The following is a 16,199-nucleotide window of genomic DNA, read 5'->3' on the forward strand; positions in this document are numbered from 1 at the left end:
CCGCGTCAGTCCTTCAGCAGCACGCCGGGCGCATAGGCGATGAAGAACGGGTTTTCGTAGCCGGGCTTGCCATAGCTGAGCGGCTGATGGCCGTCGAAGCGCACCACCTTTCCGCCCGCCCCCCGAAGGATCGCGTCGCCCGCCGCCGTGTCCCACTCCATCGTCCGCCCGAGGCGCGGATAGAGGTCGGCCTCGCCCGTGGCCACGAGGCAGAACTTCAGCGAACTCCCGGCCGAGGTCAGCCCGCGCACGCCGTAGCCGGCGATATAGTCGTCCGTCGCCTGATCCCGATGCGACTTCGAGGCGACCACCATCAGCCCGCGGTTGTCCGGCGTCGGGTTCACGCCGATGAAGCGCGTGGCACCCGGCTCGGGGCCGAACGGCCCGATCTCCTCGACCGCCCGCCCGCCCGGCGTGGTGTAGAAGAGCCGGCCCTTAGCGGGCGCATAGACGACGCCCCGCAGCGGCTTCGAGTCGCGCACATAGGCGATGTTGACGGTGAAGTCGCCGCGCCGCTGCACGAACTCCTTGGTGCCGTCGAGCGGATCGACGATCAGGAAGGTATCGCCCACTGCGGCATGGGTCGCGGCCTGCTCCTCGGTGATGAGCGGCGTCTCGGGGAAGGCGGCGCGCAACCCCTCGGCGATCAGCGCGTCGGCGGCCTCGTCGGCCTCGGTGACGGGCGAGGTGTCGCTCTTGGCGCGCACGGCGAAGTCGGGGCCTTCGTAGATCTCCATGATCCGCGCCCCGGCGGCGAGCGCGAGGCGCCGCATTTCGGTCGTCAGACGTTCAAAATCCATCGACTTTTCCTTGCGCTCACGAGGATCGGCGGCCCGCGCGCGTTGTATGACGGGCCTTGAGCCCTTATGGTCCCTGCCATCCCTGCGGGCAAGGCGCGGCGCCGCGCCCTCCCCGACCAGCCTACGGATCGCCCCGCATGTTCGTCCAGAAGCGCAACCGAAACATGTTTGAAGCCGCGGGCTCGACCCTGGGGCTGATCTATACCGTGGCGGTGTTCAACCTGCGCAAGACCAACAAGAACCCGCTGGTCGGCCTTCTGCTGGAAGCGGCGCGGGCGGTGATCATGGTCGTGGCCTTCATGCTGATGTTCGTCGTGCTCGGCATCCGCAGCTCGCCCGTCCGGGGCGACTTCCTGCTTTTCGTGATGTCGGGCATCTTCATGTTCCAGGCCCACACCTCCGCCATCGGCGCCGTCGCCGGCGCCGGCAGCGGGGCCAGCGGGATCATGAAGCACGGGCCGATGAACACCGCGGTGGTGATCAGCGCCGGGGCCCTCGCCTCGCTTTATCGCACCTTGTTCGCCTGCTTCGTGATCCTCGGCGGCTACAGCCTCTTCAAGCCCCTCTATTTCGAGCACCCGGTCGCCAGCCTTGGGATGCTGATTCTCGCCTGGGCCAACGGCTGCGCGATCGGCCTCGTGCTGCTGGCGCTGCGGCCGTGGATGCCGGAGGTGGTGAAGATCCTCACGCTGATGATCCAGCGGGTGCAGATGATCGCCTCGGGCAAGATGTTCCTCGCCAACGCCCTGCCCGCCTCGATCCTTGTCTGGTTCGACTGGAACCCGCTGTTCCACATCATCGACCAGACCCGCGGCTTCGTGTTCCTCAACTACACGCCGCACCACTCCTCGGTCATGTATCCGGTCTATGTCACCCTCGCTCTGGTGATGGTCGGGCTGATGGGCGAGTTCGTGTCCCGCCAGAACGAATCGGCCAGCTGGTCGGCGGCGCGCTGAGGCCGCCCTCCCCGTGGACCTCGGCCGCGCGCCCGCGTAAAGCCCAGGGCGCGCACGACGGAGGGCTGCGGGAATGAGCGTCAACGGCTTCGGGCATGTGTTCCGCGTCACCACCTGGGGCGAGAGCCACGGGCCGGCGCTCGGCGCGACGGTGGACGGCACCCCGCCGGGGGTCCCGCTCGACGAGGCCGCGATCCAGCCCTGGCTCGACCGCCGCCGTCCCGGCCAGTCGCGCCTGACGACGCAGCGCCAGGAGGCGGACGCGGTCCGCATCCTCTCGGGCGTGTTCGAGGGCCGCACCACCGGCACGCCGATCCAGCTGATGATCGAGAATACCGACCAGCGGTCGAAGGACTATGGCGAGATCGCCCGCAGCTTCCGGCCGGGCCATGCCGACATCACCTATCACCTGAAATACGGCCACCGCGACTATCGCGGCGGCGGCCGTTCCTCGGCCCGCGAGACGGCGGCGCGGGTGGCCGCAGGCGGTGTTGCCCGCGCGGTGCTGGCGGAACTGGCGCCGGGACTGGGCATCACCGGCTACATGGTGCGGATGGGAACGCTCGGCATCGACCGGGCGCGCTTCGACGCCGGTGAGATCGACCGCAACCCGCTCTTCTGCCCCGATCCGGTCGCAGCGGCGGAATGGGCCGAGGCGCTCGAGGGCATCCGCAAGGCGCAGGACTCAGTCGGCGCGGTCGTCGAGGTAACGGTGCGCGGCTGCCCCCCCGGCCTCGGCGCGCCGGTCTATGCCAAGCTCGACACCGACCTCGCCGCCGCGATGATGTCGATCAACGCCGTCAAGGGGGTCGAGATCGGCGAGGGCATGGCCGCCGCCGCCCTGCGCGGGTCCGAGAACGCCGACGAGATCCGCATGGGGCCGCACGGGCCGGAGTTCCGGTCGAACCATGCGGGCGGCATCCTCGGCGGCATCTCGACCGGGCAGGACATCGTCGTCCGCTTCGCGGTCAAGCCCACCTCGTCGATCCTGACCCCGCGCCGCAGCATCACGGCGGCCGGCGAGGAGGTCGATCTGGTGACGAAAGGCCGCCACGACCCCTGCGTCGGCATCCGCGCGGTGCCGGTGGCCGAGGCGATGGCGGCCTGCGTGATCCTCGATCACCTGCTGCTCGACCGGGCGCAGACCGGCGGGCGCCGGGGCGCGATCGGCTGAGAAGAGGCCACGGACCCGAAGCCTCGGTCGTCGATCCTTCTGCGAAGGATCGGTTCTCGATTTCTCGCAGAGAAATCGTGTCGGGGCGGCGCGAAACCTGACAAGCTGACTCCGGTGAAGCGAGGCCGCGGGCCCGACGAAAAACGGCGGCCCCGAAGGACCGCCGTTCCCGTTCACGCCTCAGGCTCTCGTCTCAGTCGCGCTTCACCGGGTGCTTGATCGACCACCAGATACGCTTGTTCGTCAGGTAGAGCAGCGCCGTCAGGATGACGAGGAACACCACAGACACGAGGCCGGCCTGCTTGCGGGCCATCATTTTCGGCTCGGCGGTCCACATCAGGAAGGCGGCGACGTCCGCAGCCTGCTGCTCCACCGTGGCCGCGGTGCCGTCGGCAAAGGTCACGCCCTCCTCGAAGATCGGCGGCGCCATTGCGATCAGGCCGCCGGGGAAGGTGGTGTTCTCGTAGAAGAACGACCCCGCCTGCTCCTGCTCCTCGCCGGTATAGTGGGTGAGGATCGAGTAGATGTATTCCGGCCCGCCCATGCCGTTGAAGAGCTGGTTGAGGCCGGTGCCGTAGGGCCCGTGGAAGCCCGCCCGCGACTTGGCCATGACCGAGAGGTCCGGCCCCATCCCCTCGCCCGCGACGGTGGGGAAGTTGTCGGTCGGCAGCCGCGGCCGGAACTCGCCCGTTTCCGGGTCCTCGATCTCCAACATCGCGGCATAGGCGCGCACCTGATCCTCGGGCAGGCCGGGGCCGCCGGGGTCGGAGAGCGTGCGGATCGGGACATAGCGCAGCCCGTGGCAGGCCGAGCAGACCTCGGTGTAGACCTGCAGGCCCCGCTGCAGCTGGAACTGGTCAAAGCGGCCGAACGGACCCTCGAAGCTGAAGGCGACGTCGGTGATCTCCTGATGCGCCGCCTCCTGCTCCTCGGGCGCGGGCTCGGCGGCCTGGATCTCCTCGGGGCCGGGCTCGGCAACCGCCGTGCCGTCGGCGCCCATCTCGGCCGCCTCGGCGTCGGATTCGGCCTCATCGCTGCCCGCCTCCTGCGCCGCGCTGGCGTCCGGGGCTTCGCCCTCGCCCGCGGTGCCGTCATCGGCGATGGAGCCCTCGACCGGCTCGCCGGTCGTAGCAGCTTCCGCCGCAGGCTCGGCCCCGGCTTGCGCGCCGGCCTCGGCCGCAGGCGCGGTCGCCGCGCCGGCCTCGGTGTCGGTCGCAGGCTCATCGGGGCCCCCGATGGCAGCCGGCTCCGCCGGTCCGCCGCCCGGCGGCGGGGTCGTCGGCTCGGCCAGCCCGGCATCCGTTGCCGGCTCGGCCGCGGCGGTGTCGGCGGCGGGCTGGGTTTCGGACGCGGTCGCATCCGCCTCGCCCTCGACCCCGACCACCGGCGCTTCGCCCTGCGGCGTCTGCGCGTCCGCGGTGCCCGGCTGCGGCTCGCTCACGAGCGCGTCGCTCGCCGGATCGGCTGTGCCGGTGGCGACCGGTGCCTCGTCCCCCGGCGCGGTCTCGCCGCCCTCCTGGCTGACCAGCGGCGGCTCGCCCGGCGCTGGCGAGGGGGCGAGTCCGGTCGTGCCGGTGGTGGACAGCGCGTCGCCAGCGGCGGGCGCCTGCACCAGCTGCCCCGGCGCGGTGGCCGGCGGTGCGCCGACCGCCTCGGCCGCGACGGCCTCGCCGCCCTTGGGGGTGGCCACGAAGGTCCAGCCGTCGCCCTGTTGCGCCTGCGTCGTGCCGTCGCCGATCGGGACGGTGATGGTCCGGGTTTGCTGGGCCGCGGCGCCATGCGCGCCGAGGGCCAGCGCGAGAACCGCGGTGAGGGTCGTGGTCTTCAGGGTCATTCTCGGCTCTCCCTCACTCGGCCGGGTGCGCGCTGATGCCGTAGCGGGCGTTGAAGTCTTCCTCGATCGTCGAGGGCATTGGGTCAGGCCGCTCGAAGATGCCCAGAAGCGGCATGATCACGAGGAAATAGGCGAACCAGTAGGCCGATCCGGCCAGAGCGATGTAGGGATAGATCCCCTCGGCCGGCATGGCGCCCGCCCAGGTCAGCACCACGAAGTCGATCACCAGCAGCCAGAACCACCATTTGAACTGCGGCCGGTAGCGGCCCGAACGCACGCGGCTGGTATCCAGCCACGGGACCAGCGCCAGCACGATGATGGAGCCGAACATCGCCAGCACGCCGAAGAACTTGGCGTCGATGATGCCGAAGCTGAGGAAGTTCACGGCCATCACCACCCAGACGTCGGCGGTGAAGGCGCGCAGGATCGCGTAGAAGGGCAGGAAGTACCACTCCGGCACGATATGCGCGGGGGTGACCAGCGGATCGGCCTCGATGTAGTTGTCCGGGTGGCCGAGGAAGTTCGGCATGAAGCCCACCACCGCGAAGAAGACCACCAGGATCATGACCATGTAGAACAGGTCCTTGATCACGAAGCCCGGCCAGAACGGCACCGTGTCGCGCTTAGCCTCGGCCTTGGAGGTGCGGCGCACCTCGACCCCGGTCGGGTTGTTGTTGCCGGTCGAGTGGAAGGCCCAGAAGTGGACGATCACGAGGGCCGCGAGCACCAGCGGCAGCAGGTAGTGCAGCGAGAAGAAGCGGTTCAGCGTGGCGTTGTCCACCGCCGGGCCGCCCAGCAGCCAGGTCTGGATCGTCGGGCCGATGCCGGGAATGGCGCCAAAGAGGCCGGTGATGACGGTCGCGCCCCAGAACGACATCTGGCCCCAGGGCAGCACGTAGCCCATGAAGGCGGTCGCCATTATCAGGATGAAGATCAGCATCCCGATGATCCAGGTCACCTCGCGCGGGGCCTTGTAGCCGCCGTAGTAGAGACCGCGGAAGATGTGGATGTAGACCGCGAGGAAGAACAGCGACGCCCCGTTCGAATGCAGGTAGCGCAGCATGTGGCCGCCGTTCACGTTGCGCATGATGTGCTCGACCGACGCGAAGGCCAGGTCGACATGCGGCGTGTAGTGCATCGCGAGGACCACGCCGGTGGCGATCTGCAGCACCAGACAGAAGGTCAGAACGATCCCCCAGATCCACCACCAGTTGAGGTTCCTGGGGGTCGGCAGGGTGACGAAGTCGACGACGAGCTCGACGATCGGCAGACGCCGGTGCAGCCAGCGCTCGAAGCGGGTGCGGGGCTCGTAGTGGTCGTGCGGGATACCCGACATCCTGGCCTCCTCAGCCCAGCTGGATGGTGGTGTCGTCGGCGAAGGCCGCGACGGGGATGATGAGGTTCTGCGGCGCGGGACCGCGGCGGATGCGGCCTGCGGTGTCGTAGTGGCTGCCATGGCAGGGGCAGAACCAGCCGCCGTAATCGCCGGCGCCGTTGCCGATCGGGACGCAGCCGAGATGGGTGCAGACGCCGATCATGACCAGCCACTCGCCGGCTTCGTCCAGCGTGCGGTTGATGTCGTCGGCGTTGGTGTCGGGCTTGTTGGGGTTCTGCGACAGCGGGTCGATGAGCGCCGCGTCATCGTCGGCGCGGGCCGCGGCGATCTCGTCCTCGGTGCGGCGGCGGATGAAGACCGGCTTGCCGAGCCACTTGACCGTCAGCTGGGTGCCCGGCTCGACCGCCGAGATGTCGACCATGATCGAGCTGAGCGCCTGCACGTCGGCCGAGGGATTCATCTGGTCGATCAGCACCCAGGCCGAGGCTCCGGCGGCGACCGCGCCGGCGCCGGCGGTGGCGTAATAGAGGAAGTCGCGCCGCGTGCCTTCGGGTTCGGCGTGCGGGCCTCCATGGGTGTCGTCGACATGGGACACGGGCTCGGTTCTCCATTCGGGCCCGGACGCGGGCCGATATGCTGACGGCGCCACCACGGGGGGGCGCCCTTGCCGTCGCGGTTCTAGCGGTCAATTCCGCGTCAGTCCAGCGGCCGGAGACGCAGGATCGCGCGCAAGTTGCCGCAGATGTGGGAATTGCGCCGCGGTCGGTTCCCGCGCGCGGCGCAGCCCCGCGCCGCGGCCGCGCCGGCCTTCGGCAGGCGAATAAGCGCCCCGGCCGCGCCAGACGACGCGGCAGGCGCCTGCCGGGCGGCTCAGAGCAGCCCTGCCGCCCTGAAACTCACCTCCCGCCCGCGGCCGATCACCAGATGATCGTGCAGCGTGATTCCCATCACCGCGGCCGCGTCGCGCACCCGCCCGGTCATCTCGACATCCGCCGCCGAGGGGGTCGGGTCCCCCGAGGGGTGGTTGTGGACGAGGATCAGGGCCGAGGCGTTCAGCTCCAGCGCGCGGCGCACAATCTCGCGCGGATAGACCGGGACATGGTCCACGGTTCCCCGCCCCTGCGCCTCGTCGGCGACGAGCACGTTCTTGCGGTCGAGAAAGAGGACCCGAAACTGCTCGATCTCGCCATGCGCCATGGCGGCCTGGCAGTAGTCGAGCAGCGCCTGCCAGCTGGTCAGCACCGGCCGCCTGAGAACCCGCGCGCGGGCGAGCCGCCGGGCGGCCGCCTCGACGATCTTCAGCTCCTGAATGACGGCCGGGCCGACGCCCGGAATGGCGTCGAGCCGCGTTGGCGTGGCCGAGAGGACGGCGTTGAAATCGCCGAACGCGTCGAGGAGCCGACGGGCGAGCGGCTTCACGTCCTGCCGCGGAATGGCACGGAAGAGGACCAGTTCCAGCAGTTCGTAGTCCGGCATCGCGTCGGCGCCGCCGGTCATGAAGCGCTCGCGCAGGCGGGCGCGGTGGTCGGCGATGTAGGAGGGCGGCGGGCTGCGGCCCGGCTTGAGGGGCAACGGTGCCTCGTCCTCCGCCCCTCCGGGGAGGAGGAGCGGCAGCGGGGCTTCGGCGAAGGCGCGATTCGCGGACATGGGTGCAGTCTGCGCCGGGAGGGGTGAAGGAAGGGTTAAACTGTATGGCGCGGCGGTTGAGCCGGCCGCCCCCTCCCGCCCCTCAGCCGCTGCTCGTCATGTCCTCCCAGAACCCCTTCACCTTGGCGAAGAAGCTCTGGCTTTGCGGGTGGTTGTCGGCGGCGATCTGGTCGAACTCGCGCAGCAGTTCCCTCTGCCGCACGGTGAGGTTCACCGGGGTCTCGACTTCCAGCTCGATCAGCATGTCGCCCGGCTCGCCCTGCAAGCCCTGACCATGGCGCAGCGGCGGCATGCCCTTGCCGCGCAGGCGCATCTGGCGGCCGGTCTGACTGCCCTGCGGCACCTTCACGCGCGAGCGGCCGCCGTCGATGGTCGGCACCTCGATCTCGCCGCCGAGGGCCGCCGTCACCATGCCGACCGGCACGCGGCAGGCCAGCGTCTTGCCCTGGCGGGCGAAGATCGCGTGCTCGCGGACCTCGATGAAGATGTAGAGATCGCCCGGCGGACCGCCGCGGGTGCCGGCCTCGCCCTCGCCGGCGAGGCGGATGCGGGTGCCGCTCTCGACCCCGGCGGGAACGGTGACGGAGAGCGTGCGCTCCTTCTCGACCCGGCCGGCGCCGTGGCAGGCGTTGCAGGGGTTCTTCACGATCTGGCCCTGGCCGTTGCAGGTCGGGCAGGTGCGCTCGATCGTGAAGAAGCCCTGCTGGGCGCGGACCTTGCCCATGCCGGCGCAGGTCGGGCAGGACTGCGGCTCGACCGCGCCCTCGGCCCCGGTGCCGTTGCATTCCTCGCAGGCGACCGAGCCGGGGACGGTGATCTGCTTCTGCAGCCCGGTGAAGGCCTCCTCGAGGCTGAGGCCGAGGTTGTAGCGCAGGTCCTGCCCGCGCGTGGCGCGGCTGCGGCCGGCTCCGGGGCCGCCGCGGGCGCGGGCGAACTCGCCGAAGAGATCCTCGAATACATCCGCGAAGGCCGAGCCGAAATCGCCCGGATGGCCGCCGCGGAAACCGCCGTTCATGCCGCCCCCGTTCTCGAAGGCCGCATGGCCGAAGCGGTCATAGGCGGCGCGCTTCTGGTCGTCGCGCAGCACCTCGTAGGCCTCGTTCGCCTCCTTGAAGGCGGCTTCCGAGTCCTTGCAGTCCTTGTTGTGGTCGGGATGCAGCGCCTTCGCCTTCTGGCGGAAGGCCCGCTTGATCTCGTCGGCGGTCGCGCCGCGGTTGACGCCCAGCACCTGATAGAAGTCACGTTTGGCCATATCGAAGGCGTGCCCGTCCACATTCACCTAAAGGAAGGGCCGGCCCGCGGCGTCAGTCGCGGCGGGCCGGCCCGGTTCTCGTCCCGGCGCCTCAGCTGCGCCGACGGTTCTCGCCGAGGTCCTCGAAATCGGCATCGACGATGTCCTCGTCGGCGCCGCGCGGGCCCTCGTCGCGACCGTCCGCGTCCTCGCCCGCGCCACCGGGCTGCGACTGGGCGGACTTGTAGATCGCCTCACCGAGCTTCATCGAGGCGTCCATCACGTTCTGGATGCCGCCGCGGATCTTGCCGGCGTCCTCCGACTTGACCGCTTCCTCGAGCGCGCCGACGGCCAGCTCGATCGCCTCGACGGTCGAGCCGTCGACCTTGTCGCCATGCTCGTCCAGCGACTTGCGGGTCGAGTGGATCAGGCTCTCGGCCTGGTTCTTCGCCTCGACCACCTCGCGGCGGCCCTTGTCGGCCTCGGCATTCGCCTCGGCGTCCTTCACCATGCGGTCGATGTCCTCATCGCTGAGGCCGCCCGAGGCCTGGATGGTGATGTTCTGCGACTTGCCGGTGCCCTTGTCCTTGGCGCTGACCGAGACGATGCCGTTCGCGTCGATGTCGAACGTCACCTCGATCTGCGGCAGGCCGCGGGGCGCGGGGGGGATGTCCTCGAGGTTGAATTGGCCAAGCAGCTTGTTGTCGGCCGCCATCTCGCGCTCGCCCTGGAAGACCCGGATCGTCACCGCGTTCTGGTTGTCCTCGGCGGTCGAGAACACCTGCGACTTCTTGGTCGGGATCGTGGTGTTGCGGTCGATGAGCCGCGTGAACACGCCGCCCAGCGTCTCGATGCCCAGCGACAGCGGCGTCACGTCGAGCAGCACCACGTCCTTGACGTCGCCCTGCAGCACGCCCGCCTGGATGGCGGCGCCCAGCGCCACGACCTCGTCGGGGTTGACGCCCTTGTGCGGCTCCTTGCCGAAGAAGGACTGCACCTCCTCGATCACCTTGGGCATGCGGGTCATGCCGCCGACCAGAACCACCTCGTCGATGTCGCCCTTGCCGAGACCGGCATCCTTCAGCGCGTCCTGAACCGGCTTCATCGTGCGCTTCACCAGATCGCCCACCAGGCTCTCGAGCTTGGCGCGGCTCATCTTCATGACCAGGTGCAGCGGCGTGCCGCTGTTCTTGTCCATGCTGATGAAGGGCTGGTTGATCTCGGTCTGGGTGGTCGAGGAAAGCTCGATCTTGGCCTTCTCGGCGGCCTCCTTCAGCCGCTGAAGCGCCATCTTGTCCTTGGTCAGATCAACGCCATGCTCTTTCTTGAACTCGTCGGCGAGGTAGTTGACGATCTTCATGTCGAAGTCCTCGCCGCCGAGGAACGTGTCCCCGTTGGTGGACTTCACCTCGAAGAGGCCGTCGTCGATTTCCAGGATGGTGATGTCGAAGGTGCCGCCGCCGAGGTCATAGACCGCGATGGTCTTGCTGTCCTTCTTGTCAAGGCCGTAGGCCAGCGCCGCCGCCGTCGGCTCGTTGATGATCCGCAGCACGTCGAGCCCGGCGATCTTGCCCGCGTCCTTGGTCGCCTGACGCTGGGCGTCGTTGAAATAGGCGGGGACGGTGATGACCGCCTGCGTGACCTTGTCGCCGAGGTAGCTCTCGGCGGTTTCCTTCATCTTCTGAAGGATCATCGCGCTGATCTGCGCGGGGGAATATTTCTCGCCATGCACGTCGACCCAGGCGTCGCCGTTGCCGCCGTCCACGATCTTGTAGGGGACGAGCTTGCGGTCCTTCTCGACCTCGGCGTCGGTAACGCGGCGGCCGATCAGGCGCTTGACGGCGAAGACCGTGTTTTCCGGGTTGGTGACGGCCTGGCGCTTGGCGGGCTGGCCGACGAGACGCTCGCTGTCGGTGAAGGCGACGATCGAGGGGGTGGTGCGCTGCCCCTCGCTGTTCTCGATGACCTTGGGCTGGCTGCCGTCCATGATGGCGACGACGCTGTTGGTGGTCCCGAGGTCGATACCGATGACTTTGGACATGATTCACAACACCTTTCTTCGGCGATATGGGGGCCGCGGACCCGTTATGGCCTCCGTGGCCCGATCCCTTGGTGGCTTCGCTTGGCCGGGACGGACCGCCCCGGCGGTTCGAGGGAGATATAGGGACGCGGTTTTGGCGCTGCAAGCGACGGGAGAGACGGGTTTTGAGCGGTTTTGAAGCATTGCCTGCGCGGCCGGGGAGGGAGGTGCGCCCCGGTGCGCGGCTCTGGGCCGCGGCCTTGGACGCGGGCGCGCAGGCGGCGCTGATGGCCGCGGTCGAGGCGATCTGGGCCGAGGCCCCGCCGCGCCATCCGGTGACGCGATGGGGCAAGCCGATGAGCGTGGGGATGAGCGCCGCGGGGCCGCTCGGCTGGACCTCCGACCGGCGCGGCTACCGCTATGCGCCCGCGCAGGAGGATGGCCGGGCCTGGCCGCCGATTCCGCCGATGCTGCTCGACCTCTGGGCCGCTGCGGTGCCCGGCGCCGCGCCGCCCGACAGCTGCCTCGTGAACCTCTACCGCGACCGCGCCCGCATGGGGCTGCACCAGGACCGCGACGAGGCCGATCTGACGCAGCCTGTCGTCTCGGTCAGCCTCGGCGACGAGGCGCTGTTCCGCATCGGCGGGGCGGAGCGCGGCGCGCCGACGCAGAGCCTGTGGCTGCGCTCGGGCGACGTGCTGGTGCTGGAGGGGCCGGCGCGACTCGCGTTTCACGGGATCGACCGCATCCGGGCGGGGAGTTCAGCCGTGGTGCCGGGCGGCGGCCGGGTGAACCTCACGCTGCGGGTGGCGGGGGCGACGGCGGCTGCGAGCGCCTCATAGGAACCGGGCCCTCGTTCCGCGTCCGCAAATGGGACCCTGTGCCCATTTGCGCGCGCCCTCAGCCACATGACGACCGATCCGCCCCGCGGATCGGTCAGCGTCCGCCCTCCCTACGGCGGACGCTTCGCGTCCACCAGGGCGGACGCTGCCCTCTGTCGCGACGAGCGTGCGACCGGCCCGCTCTGTCATCCCCCTTGCATCCGCCGCCGCCCCGCCCCACTCTCCCCCTCGCCTCGGGGTGCCCTTGAGAAGGGCTGAGATGCGCGTCCTGACCGCGCGATCCCGCAGAACCTGATCCGGCTCACACCGGCGGAGGGAAGGCGTCGCGCCCCTTTCTCCGTAACATTCGAGCGAAAGGAGGACGCGATGCGTCACGCGATACCCGCTGCCCTGGCCGTCGCCGCGATGGCCCTGCCAGCCGCCGCGCAGGAGCGCCCCGAACTCACCGCCTACGCCCCCGACTACTTCGCCTCCGACTGGGGGCCGGGGCCGCGGATCGAGGCGGGCTTCGAGGCCGCCTGCAACTGCGACCTCGTCTTCGTCACCGGCGACGTGCTGCCGCGCCTCCTGCTCGAAGGCGAGAGCACCCGCGCCGATGTCGTGATCGGCCTCAACACCGACCAGACCGCCCGCGCCCGCGCCACCGGCCTCTTCGCGCCGCACCGGCAGGACACCGCCGCCCTGACCATGCCGGTGGCGTGGACCGACGACATCTTCCTGCCTTTCAACTGGTCCGAACTGGCCTTCGTCTATGACGAAACCCGGCTCGCCACGCCCCCCGAGAGCTTCGCGGCGCTGCTCGACGCCCCCGATACCCTGAAGATCGCGTTGCAGGACCCGCGCAGTTCCTCCGCGGGCCTCGCCATGCTGCTCTGGGTCAAGCACATCTATGGCGACGGGGCCGAGGCGGCCTGGGCGAAACTCGCGCCCAAGGTGCTGACCGTCACCCGCGGCTGGTCCGAGGCCTACGGCCTCTTCACCGACGGCGAAGTGGACATGGTGCTGAGCTACACGACCTCGCCCGCCTATCACGTCATCGCCGAGGGTGACACGACCAAGCACGCCGCGATCTTCCCCGAGGGGCATTACCTCTACACGGAACTCGCCGCGCAACTGGCCGGCAGCGACCAGCCGGAACTGGCGCAGGCCTTCATGGACTACATCCTCTCGCCCGACTTCCAGGGCATGATCGCCGAGGCGAACTGGTCCTATCCCGCCAAGCTGCCGCCCGAGGACCTGCCGCAGGCCTTCCGCGACCTGCCGCGGCCGGCCACGACCCTGTTCTATTCCGAGGCAGAGGCCGAGGCCCTGCGTCAGCCCGCGCTCGACGAATGGCTGCGCGCCTTCACGCGCTGAGGCCCTCGCCCGGCGCGGCGGTGGCCGGGGGCCTCGCCGCGCTGATCCTCGGCACGCTGGGCGCGGTGGCATGGGAGGCGCGGGGGCTGTCGGGGCTGACGCAGTGGGACCTGCGCGCGGTCTGGTTCACGCTGTGGCAGGCGGCGGTGTCGGCCACGCTCTCGGTCGCCCTCGCCATTCCCGTCGCCCGCGCCCTCGCCCGCCGTCGCTTCCCCGCCCGGGGCGCGCTCGTGCTGCTGCTGGGTGCGCCCTTCATCCTGCCCACCATCGTGGCGATCTTCGGCCTCGTGGCGATGTTCGGGCGCAGCGGCTGGATCAATGCGGGGCTCGCCGCGCTCGGCCTGCCGGAGATCTCGATCTACGGCGCGCAAGGGGTGGTCCTGGCCAACCTGTTCTTCAACCTGCCGCTCGCCACCCGGCTGATCTTGCAGGCGTGGCAATCGGTCCCGGCCGAGCGCTTCCGCCTCGCCGCCTCGCTGGGTTTCGGCCCGCGCGACATCGCCCGCCACCTTGAGCGCCCCTTGCTGCGCGAGGTCGCGCCCGGCGCGTGGCTGGCGGTGTTCCTCATCTGCCTCACCTCCTTCACCGTGGCCCTCGCCCTCGGCGGCGGGCCGCGCGCGACCACGGTGGAGCTGGCGATCTACCAGGCCTTCCGCTTCGACGCCGATCCGGGCCGGGCGGCGAGCCTCGGCCTCGTGCAGGTCGCCCTCAGCCTCGCCGCCCTCGCGCTCGCGGGCCGCGCCGCCGCCCCGGCGGGCTTCGGCGCCGGCCTCGACCGCGAGGCCCCCGGTCCCGCGCCGCCCGGCTGGCGGGGGTGGGCGGATGCGGCGGTGATCCTGCTCGCGGCGGGATTCCTGCTCGGACCTGTCGGCGCGGTGATTGGCAGCGGGCTGCCGCGGATCGGCAGCCTCCCGGAGACGGTCTGGGCCGCGACGGCGCGCTCCGTCGGCATGGCGCTGACCTCGACCGCGCTGACGATCGCCCTCGCGCTGCCGCTTGCCCTCGCCCTCGCGCGGGGGCGGCGGCTCTGGATCGAGGCGGCGGGGATGCTGCCGCTGGTCGCCTCGCCGCTGGTCCTCGGGACCGGGCTCTTCCTGATCCTGAGCCATGCGGTGCCGGTCAGCGGCCTTGCCATCCCCGTCACCATCGCGGTCAACGCCATCATGGCCCTGCCCTTCGCGCTCCGCGCCCTGATCCCCGCCAGCCGGACGCTCGAGGCCGATTACGGCCGCCTCGCCGCCTCGCTCGGCCTCGCGGGGGCGGCCCGGCTGCGGCTGCTGACGCTGCCGCGGCTGCGCGGGCCGCTCGGCTTCGGCGCCGGTCTCGCCGCGGCGCTGGCGATGGGCGATCTCGGCGTGATCGCGCTCTTCGGCGACACGCGCACGGCGACGCTGCCGCTGATGCTGTATCAGCTCATGGGCAGCTACCGCCTCGCGGACGCGGCAGGGGCGGCGGTGCTGCTGATGGGGCTGAGCCTCGGGCTGTTCTGGCTCTTTGACCGCGGAGGCCGCGCGTGAGCTTGCGGTTCGACGGCTTGGAGGCGGTCTGGGACGATTTCATCTTCTCCGCGGATTTCGACGTGCCCGCGGGCGCGCCGGTCGCGGTGATGGGTCCGTCCGGGTCGGGCAAGACCACGCTGCTGTCGCTGGTCGCGGGGTTCCTCACGCCCACCCGCGGCCGCATCCTCTGGGACGGCCGCGACCTCGGCCCGCTTCCCCCCGGCGCGCGGCCGGTGTCGATCCTGTTCCAGGACCAGAACCTCTTTCCGCACCTGACCGCCGCGCAGAACGTTGGCCTCGGCCTGCGCCCCGACCTGCGCCTCTCGCCCGCGCAGCGGCATTCGGTCGAGGGCGCGCTCGCCGCCGTGGGGCTGGAGGGCCTTGGCGCCCGCAGGCCCGCGCAGCTTTCGGGCGGCCAGCAGGGGCGCGTCGCCCTTGCCCGCGTGCTGCTGCGCGAGCGGCCGCTGCTGCTCCTCGACGAAGCCTTCGCGGCCCTCGGTCCGGCGCTGAAGGACGAGATGCTGGACCTCGTCGGTTCCATCGCCGACCGCAGCGGGGCGACGGTGCTGATGGTCACGCACGACCCCGCCGACGCCCGGCGTTTCGCGGAGCTGGGCATCGTCGTGGCCGATGGCCGCGCCCATCCGCCGCAGGAGATCGGCGCGCTCTTCGCCGATCCGCCCGCGGCCTTGCGGGCGTGGCTGGGCTGACCCGCCTTCCGGCGGCCGAGGCCCCGCGCTACACCGCCTCGAAACGCCCTCGGAGATGCTCATGGAACCCGGCTTCGTGCCCTTCGACCTGCAACGGATGTTCCTGGGCGACTACCCGCCCCTCTTCTACGCCGAGATCGCCTTCCGCGTGGTCGTGATCTACGGCTACACGCTGCTGCTGATCCGCTGGATCGGGGGGCGCGGGGTCGCGCAGCTCTCGATGGTCGAGTTCCTGCTGGTCATCGCGCTCGGCTCGGCGGTCGGCGACGCGATGTTCTACGACGACGTGCCGCTCCTGGTGGCGATGATGGTCATCACGGTGGTCGTGCTGATCAACAAGGCCCTCGACAAGGCGATCGTGCATTCGCAGACGGCCGAGGCGCTGATCGACGGCCGCCCGGTGCGCGTCGTGCGCGATGGCGAGCTCGTCCGCGAGGGGATGCTGCGGCGCGACATCGGCGAGGACGAGATCAAGGCGATCCTGCGCGGGGCGGGCGTGTCAAACCTCGGCCAGGTCGAGGACGCCTTCCTCGAGATCAATGGCACTGCCTCGGTCTTCCGGTTCGACAAGCCGCGGCCCGGCCTCGCCATCGTGCCCCCCGCCGACGTGATCCCCGCCGAGGGATCGGCCGAGACGGGCCGCGAGCGCGATGGCCTCACCTGCTGCACGACCTGCGGCCATGTCGCGCCCGCCGCCTCGGCCCTGCCCGACAGCGACTGCGCCAACTGCGGCAAGGGCGACTGGACCGCGCCGTCGCTGCCGCCCGTCCCCGAAACCCTGTCGGAGATCTGAC

Annotated in this window: 14 protein-coding genes and 1 riboswitch; of the genes, 7 read left to right on the top strand and 7 right to left on the bottom strand. The window is 70.4% G+C overall.

Features of this window, described 5'->3' with window-relative positions; genetic code table 11:
• Positions 1 to 5: 5 nt before the first annotated feature.
• Positions 6 to 800 carry a 3'(2'),5'-bisphosphate nucleotidase CysQ gene (cysQ, locus tag GI374_RS10820; protein WP_154337095.1) on the bottom strand — a complete coding sequence of 265 codons (795 nt, stop codon included), beginning with the start codon at positions 798 to 800 and terminating at the stop codon, positions 6 to 8.
• 164 nt (positions 801 to 964) lie between these two features.
• On the opposite strand from cysQ, the gene GI374_RS10825 reads away from it, so the two are divergent.
• Together GI374_RS10825 and aroC are read left to right on the top strand one after the other, a co-directional pair.
• Complete coding sequence (locus tag GI374_RS10825; RefSeq protein WP_229583105.1) at positions 965 to 1,756, top strand: ABC transporter permease; 792 nt, start codon at positions 965 to 967, stop codon at positions 1,754 to 1,756.
• A gap of 73 nt (positions 1,757 to 1,829) precedes the next feature.
• Positions 1,830 to 2,930 carry a chorismate synthase gene (aroC, locus tag GI374_RS10830; RefSeq protein ID WP_154337097.1) on the top strand — a complete coding sequence of 367 codons (1,101 nt, stop codon included), beginning with the start codon at positions 1,830 to 1,832 and terminating at the stop codon, positions 2,928 to 2,930.
• 193 nt (positions 2,931 to 3,123) lie between these two features.
• Here the strand turns inward: aroC and GI374_RS19220 are convergent, their stop codons facing one another.
• The 6 genes from GI374_RS19220 to dnaK all read right to left on the bottom strand — a co-directional run bounded on the left by GI374_RS19220 (position 3,124) and on the right by dnaK (position 11,019).
• A complete protein-coding gene (locus tag GI374_RS19220) occupies positions 3,124 to 3,930 on the bottom strand; it encodes a cytochrome c1 (protein WP_370515302.1) in 807 nt (268 codons plus the stop codon).
• 847 nt (positions 3,931 to 4,777) lie between these two features.
• On the bottom strand, positions 4,778 to 6,100 hold the full coding sequence (petB, locus tag GI374_RS10840; RefSeq protein ID WP_154337099.1) for a cytochrome b: 1,323 nt from the start codon (positions 6,098 to 6,100) through the stop codon (positions 4,778 to 4,780).
• A gap of 10 nt (positions 6,101 to 6,110) precedes the next feature.
• Positions 6,111 to 6,695 carry a ubiquinol-cytochrome c reductase iron-sulfur subunit gene (petA, locus tag GI374_RS10845; protein WP_370515284.1) on the bottom strand — a complete coding sequence of 195 codons (585 nt, stop codon included), beginning with the start codon at positions 6,693 to 6,695 and terminating at the stop codon, positions 6,111 to 6,113.
• A 275-nt stretch (positions 6,696 to 6,970) separates the two neighbouring features.
• A complete protein-coding gene (radC, locus tag GI374_RS10850; protein ID WP_154337100.1) occupies positions 6,971 to 7,747 on the bottom strand; it encodes a DNA repair protein RadC in 777 nt (258 codons plus the stop codon).
• A gap of 82 nt (positions 7,748 to 7,829) precedes the next feature.
• A complete protein-coding gene (gene dnaJ, locus GI374_RS10855) occupies positions 7,830 to 8,999 on the bottom strand; it encodes a molecular chaperone DnaJ (protein ID WP_154337101.1) in 1,170 nt (389 codons plus the stop codon).
• Between the two features lie 91 nt (positions 9,000 to 9,090).
• Positions 9,091 to 11,019 (bottom strand): molecular chaperone DnaK, encoded by a 1,929-nt coding sequence (gene dnaK, locus GI374_RS10860; protein ID WP_154337102.1) that lies wholly within the window; start codon positions 11,017 to 11,019, stop codon positions 9,091 to 9,093.
• A 206-nt stretch (positions 11,020 to 11,225) separates the two neighbouring features.
• Between dnaK and GI374_RS10865 the strand changes: the two genes are divergently transcribed.
• The 5 genes from GI374_RS10865 (at position 11,226) to GI374_RS10885 (ending at position 16,198) form a co-directional block, all read left to right on the top strand.
• The gene (locus tag GI374_RS10865; protein WP_370515285.1) at positions 11,226 to 11,840 is read left to right on the top strand and encodes an alpha-ketoglutarate-dependent dioxygenase AlkB; all 615 of its coding nucleotides are present in this window, start codon (positions 11,226 to 11,228) and stop codon (positions 11,838 to 11,840) included.
• A gap of 224 nt (positions 11,841 to 12,064) precedes the next feature.
• A riboswitch (TPP riboswitch) is annotated at positions 12,065 to 12,175 on the top strand.
• Positions 12,176 to 12,206: 31 nt separating this feature from the next.
• Positions 12,207 to 13,196: a thiamine ABC transporter substrate binding subunit gene (locus GI374_RS10870; protein WP_154337104.1), complete on the top strand. Its 990-nt coding sequence runs from the start codon at positions 12,207 to 12,209 to the stop codon at positions 13,194 to 13,196.
• Positions 13,172 to 14,713: an ABC transporter permease subunit gene (locus GI374_RS10875; RefSeq protein WP_154337105.1), complete on the top strand. Its 1,542-nt coding sequence runs from the start codon at positions 13,172 to 13,174 to the stop codon at positions 14,711 to 14,713. Before GI374_RS10870 ends, GI374_RS10875 begins: the two co-directional genes overlap by 25 nt.
• A 2-nt stretch (positions 14,714 to 14,715) precedes the next feature.
• Positions 14,716 to 15,405, top strand: a complete 690-nt coding sequence (locus GI374_RS10880; protein ID WP_370515303.1) for an ATP-binding cassette domain-containing protein — start codon at positions 14,716 to 14,718, stop codon at positions 15,403 to 15,405.
• Between the two features lie 61 nt (positions 15,406 to 15,466).
• Positions 15,467 to 16,198: a DUF421 domain-containing protein gene (locus tag GI374_RS10885; RefSeq protein ID WP_229583107.1), complete on the top strand. Its 732-nt coding sequence runs from the start codon at positions 15,467 to 15,469 to the stop codon at positions 16,196 to 16,198.
• Position 16,199: the final 1 nt, after the last annotated feature.

Origin of the sequence: Paracoccus sp. S-4012 (assembly GCF_009674885.1) — a bacterium.
GTDB lineage: Bacteria > Pseudomonadota > Alphaproteobacteria > Rhodobacterales > Rhodobacteraceae > Paracoccus.

Coding starts and splice junctions, on each gene's coding strand:
- cysQ (WP_154337095.1), bottom strand. CDS start 800: ATGGATTTTGAACGTCTGACGACCGAAATGCGGCGCCTCGCGCTCGCC.
- GI374_RS10825 (WP_229583105.1), top strand. CDS start 965: ATGTTTGAAGCCGCGGGCTCGACCCTGGGGCTGATCTATACCGTGGCG.
- aroC (WP_154337097.1), top strand. CDS start 1,830: ATGAGCGTCAACGGCTTCGGGCATGTGTTCCGCGTCACCACCTGGGGC.
- GI374_RS19220 (WP_370515302.1), bottom strand. CDS start 3,930: ATGGGCGCCGACGGCACGGCGGTTGCCGAGCCCGGCCCCGAGGAGATC.
- petB (WP_154337099.1), bottom strand. CDS start 6,100: ATGTCGGGTATCCCGCACGACCACTACGAGCCCCGCACCCGCTTCGAG.
- radC (WP_154337100.1), bottom strand. CDS start 7,747: ATGTCCGCGAATCGCGCCTTCGCCGAAGCCCCGCTGCCGCTCCTCCTC.
- dnaJ (WP_154337101.1), bottom strand. CDS start 8,999: ATGGCCAAACGTGACTTCTATCAGGTGCTGGGCGTCAACCGCGGCGCG.
- dnaK (WP_154337102.1), bottom strand. CDS start 11,019: ATGTCCAAAGTCATCGGTATCGACCTCGGGACCACCAACAGCGTCGTC.
- GI374_RS10870 (WP_154337104.1), top strand. CDS start 12,207: ATGCGTCACGCGATACCCGCTGCCCTGGCCGTCGCCGCGATGGCCCTG.
- GI374_RS10875 (WP_154337105.1), top strand. CDS start 13,172: ATGGCTGCGCGCCTTCACGCGCTGAGGCCCTCGCCCGGCGCGGCGGTG.
- GI374_RS10885 (WP_229583107.1), top strand. CDS start 15,467: ATGGAACCCGGCTTCGTGCCCTTCGACCTGCAACGGATGTTCCTGGGC.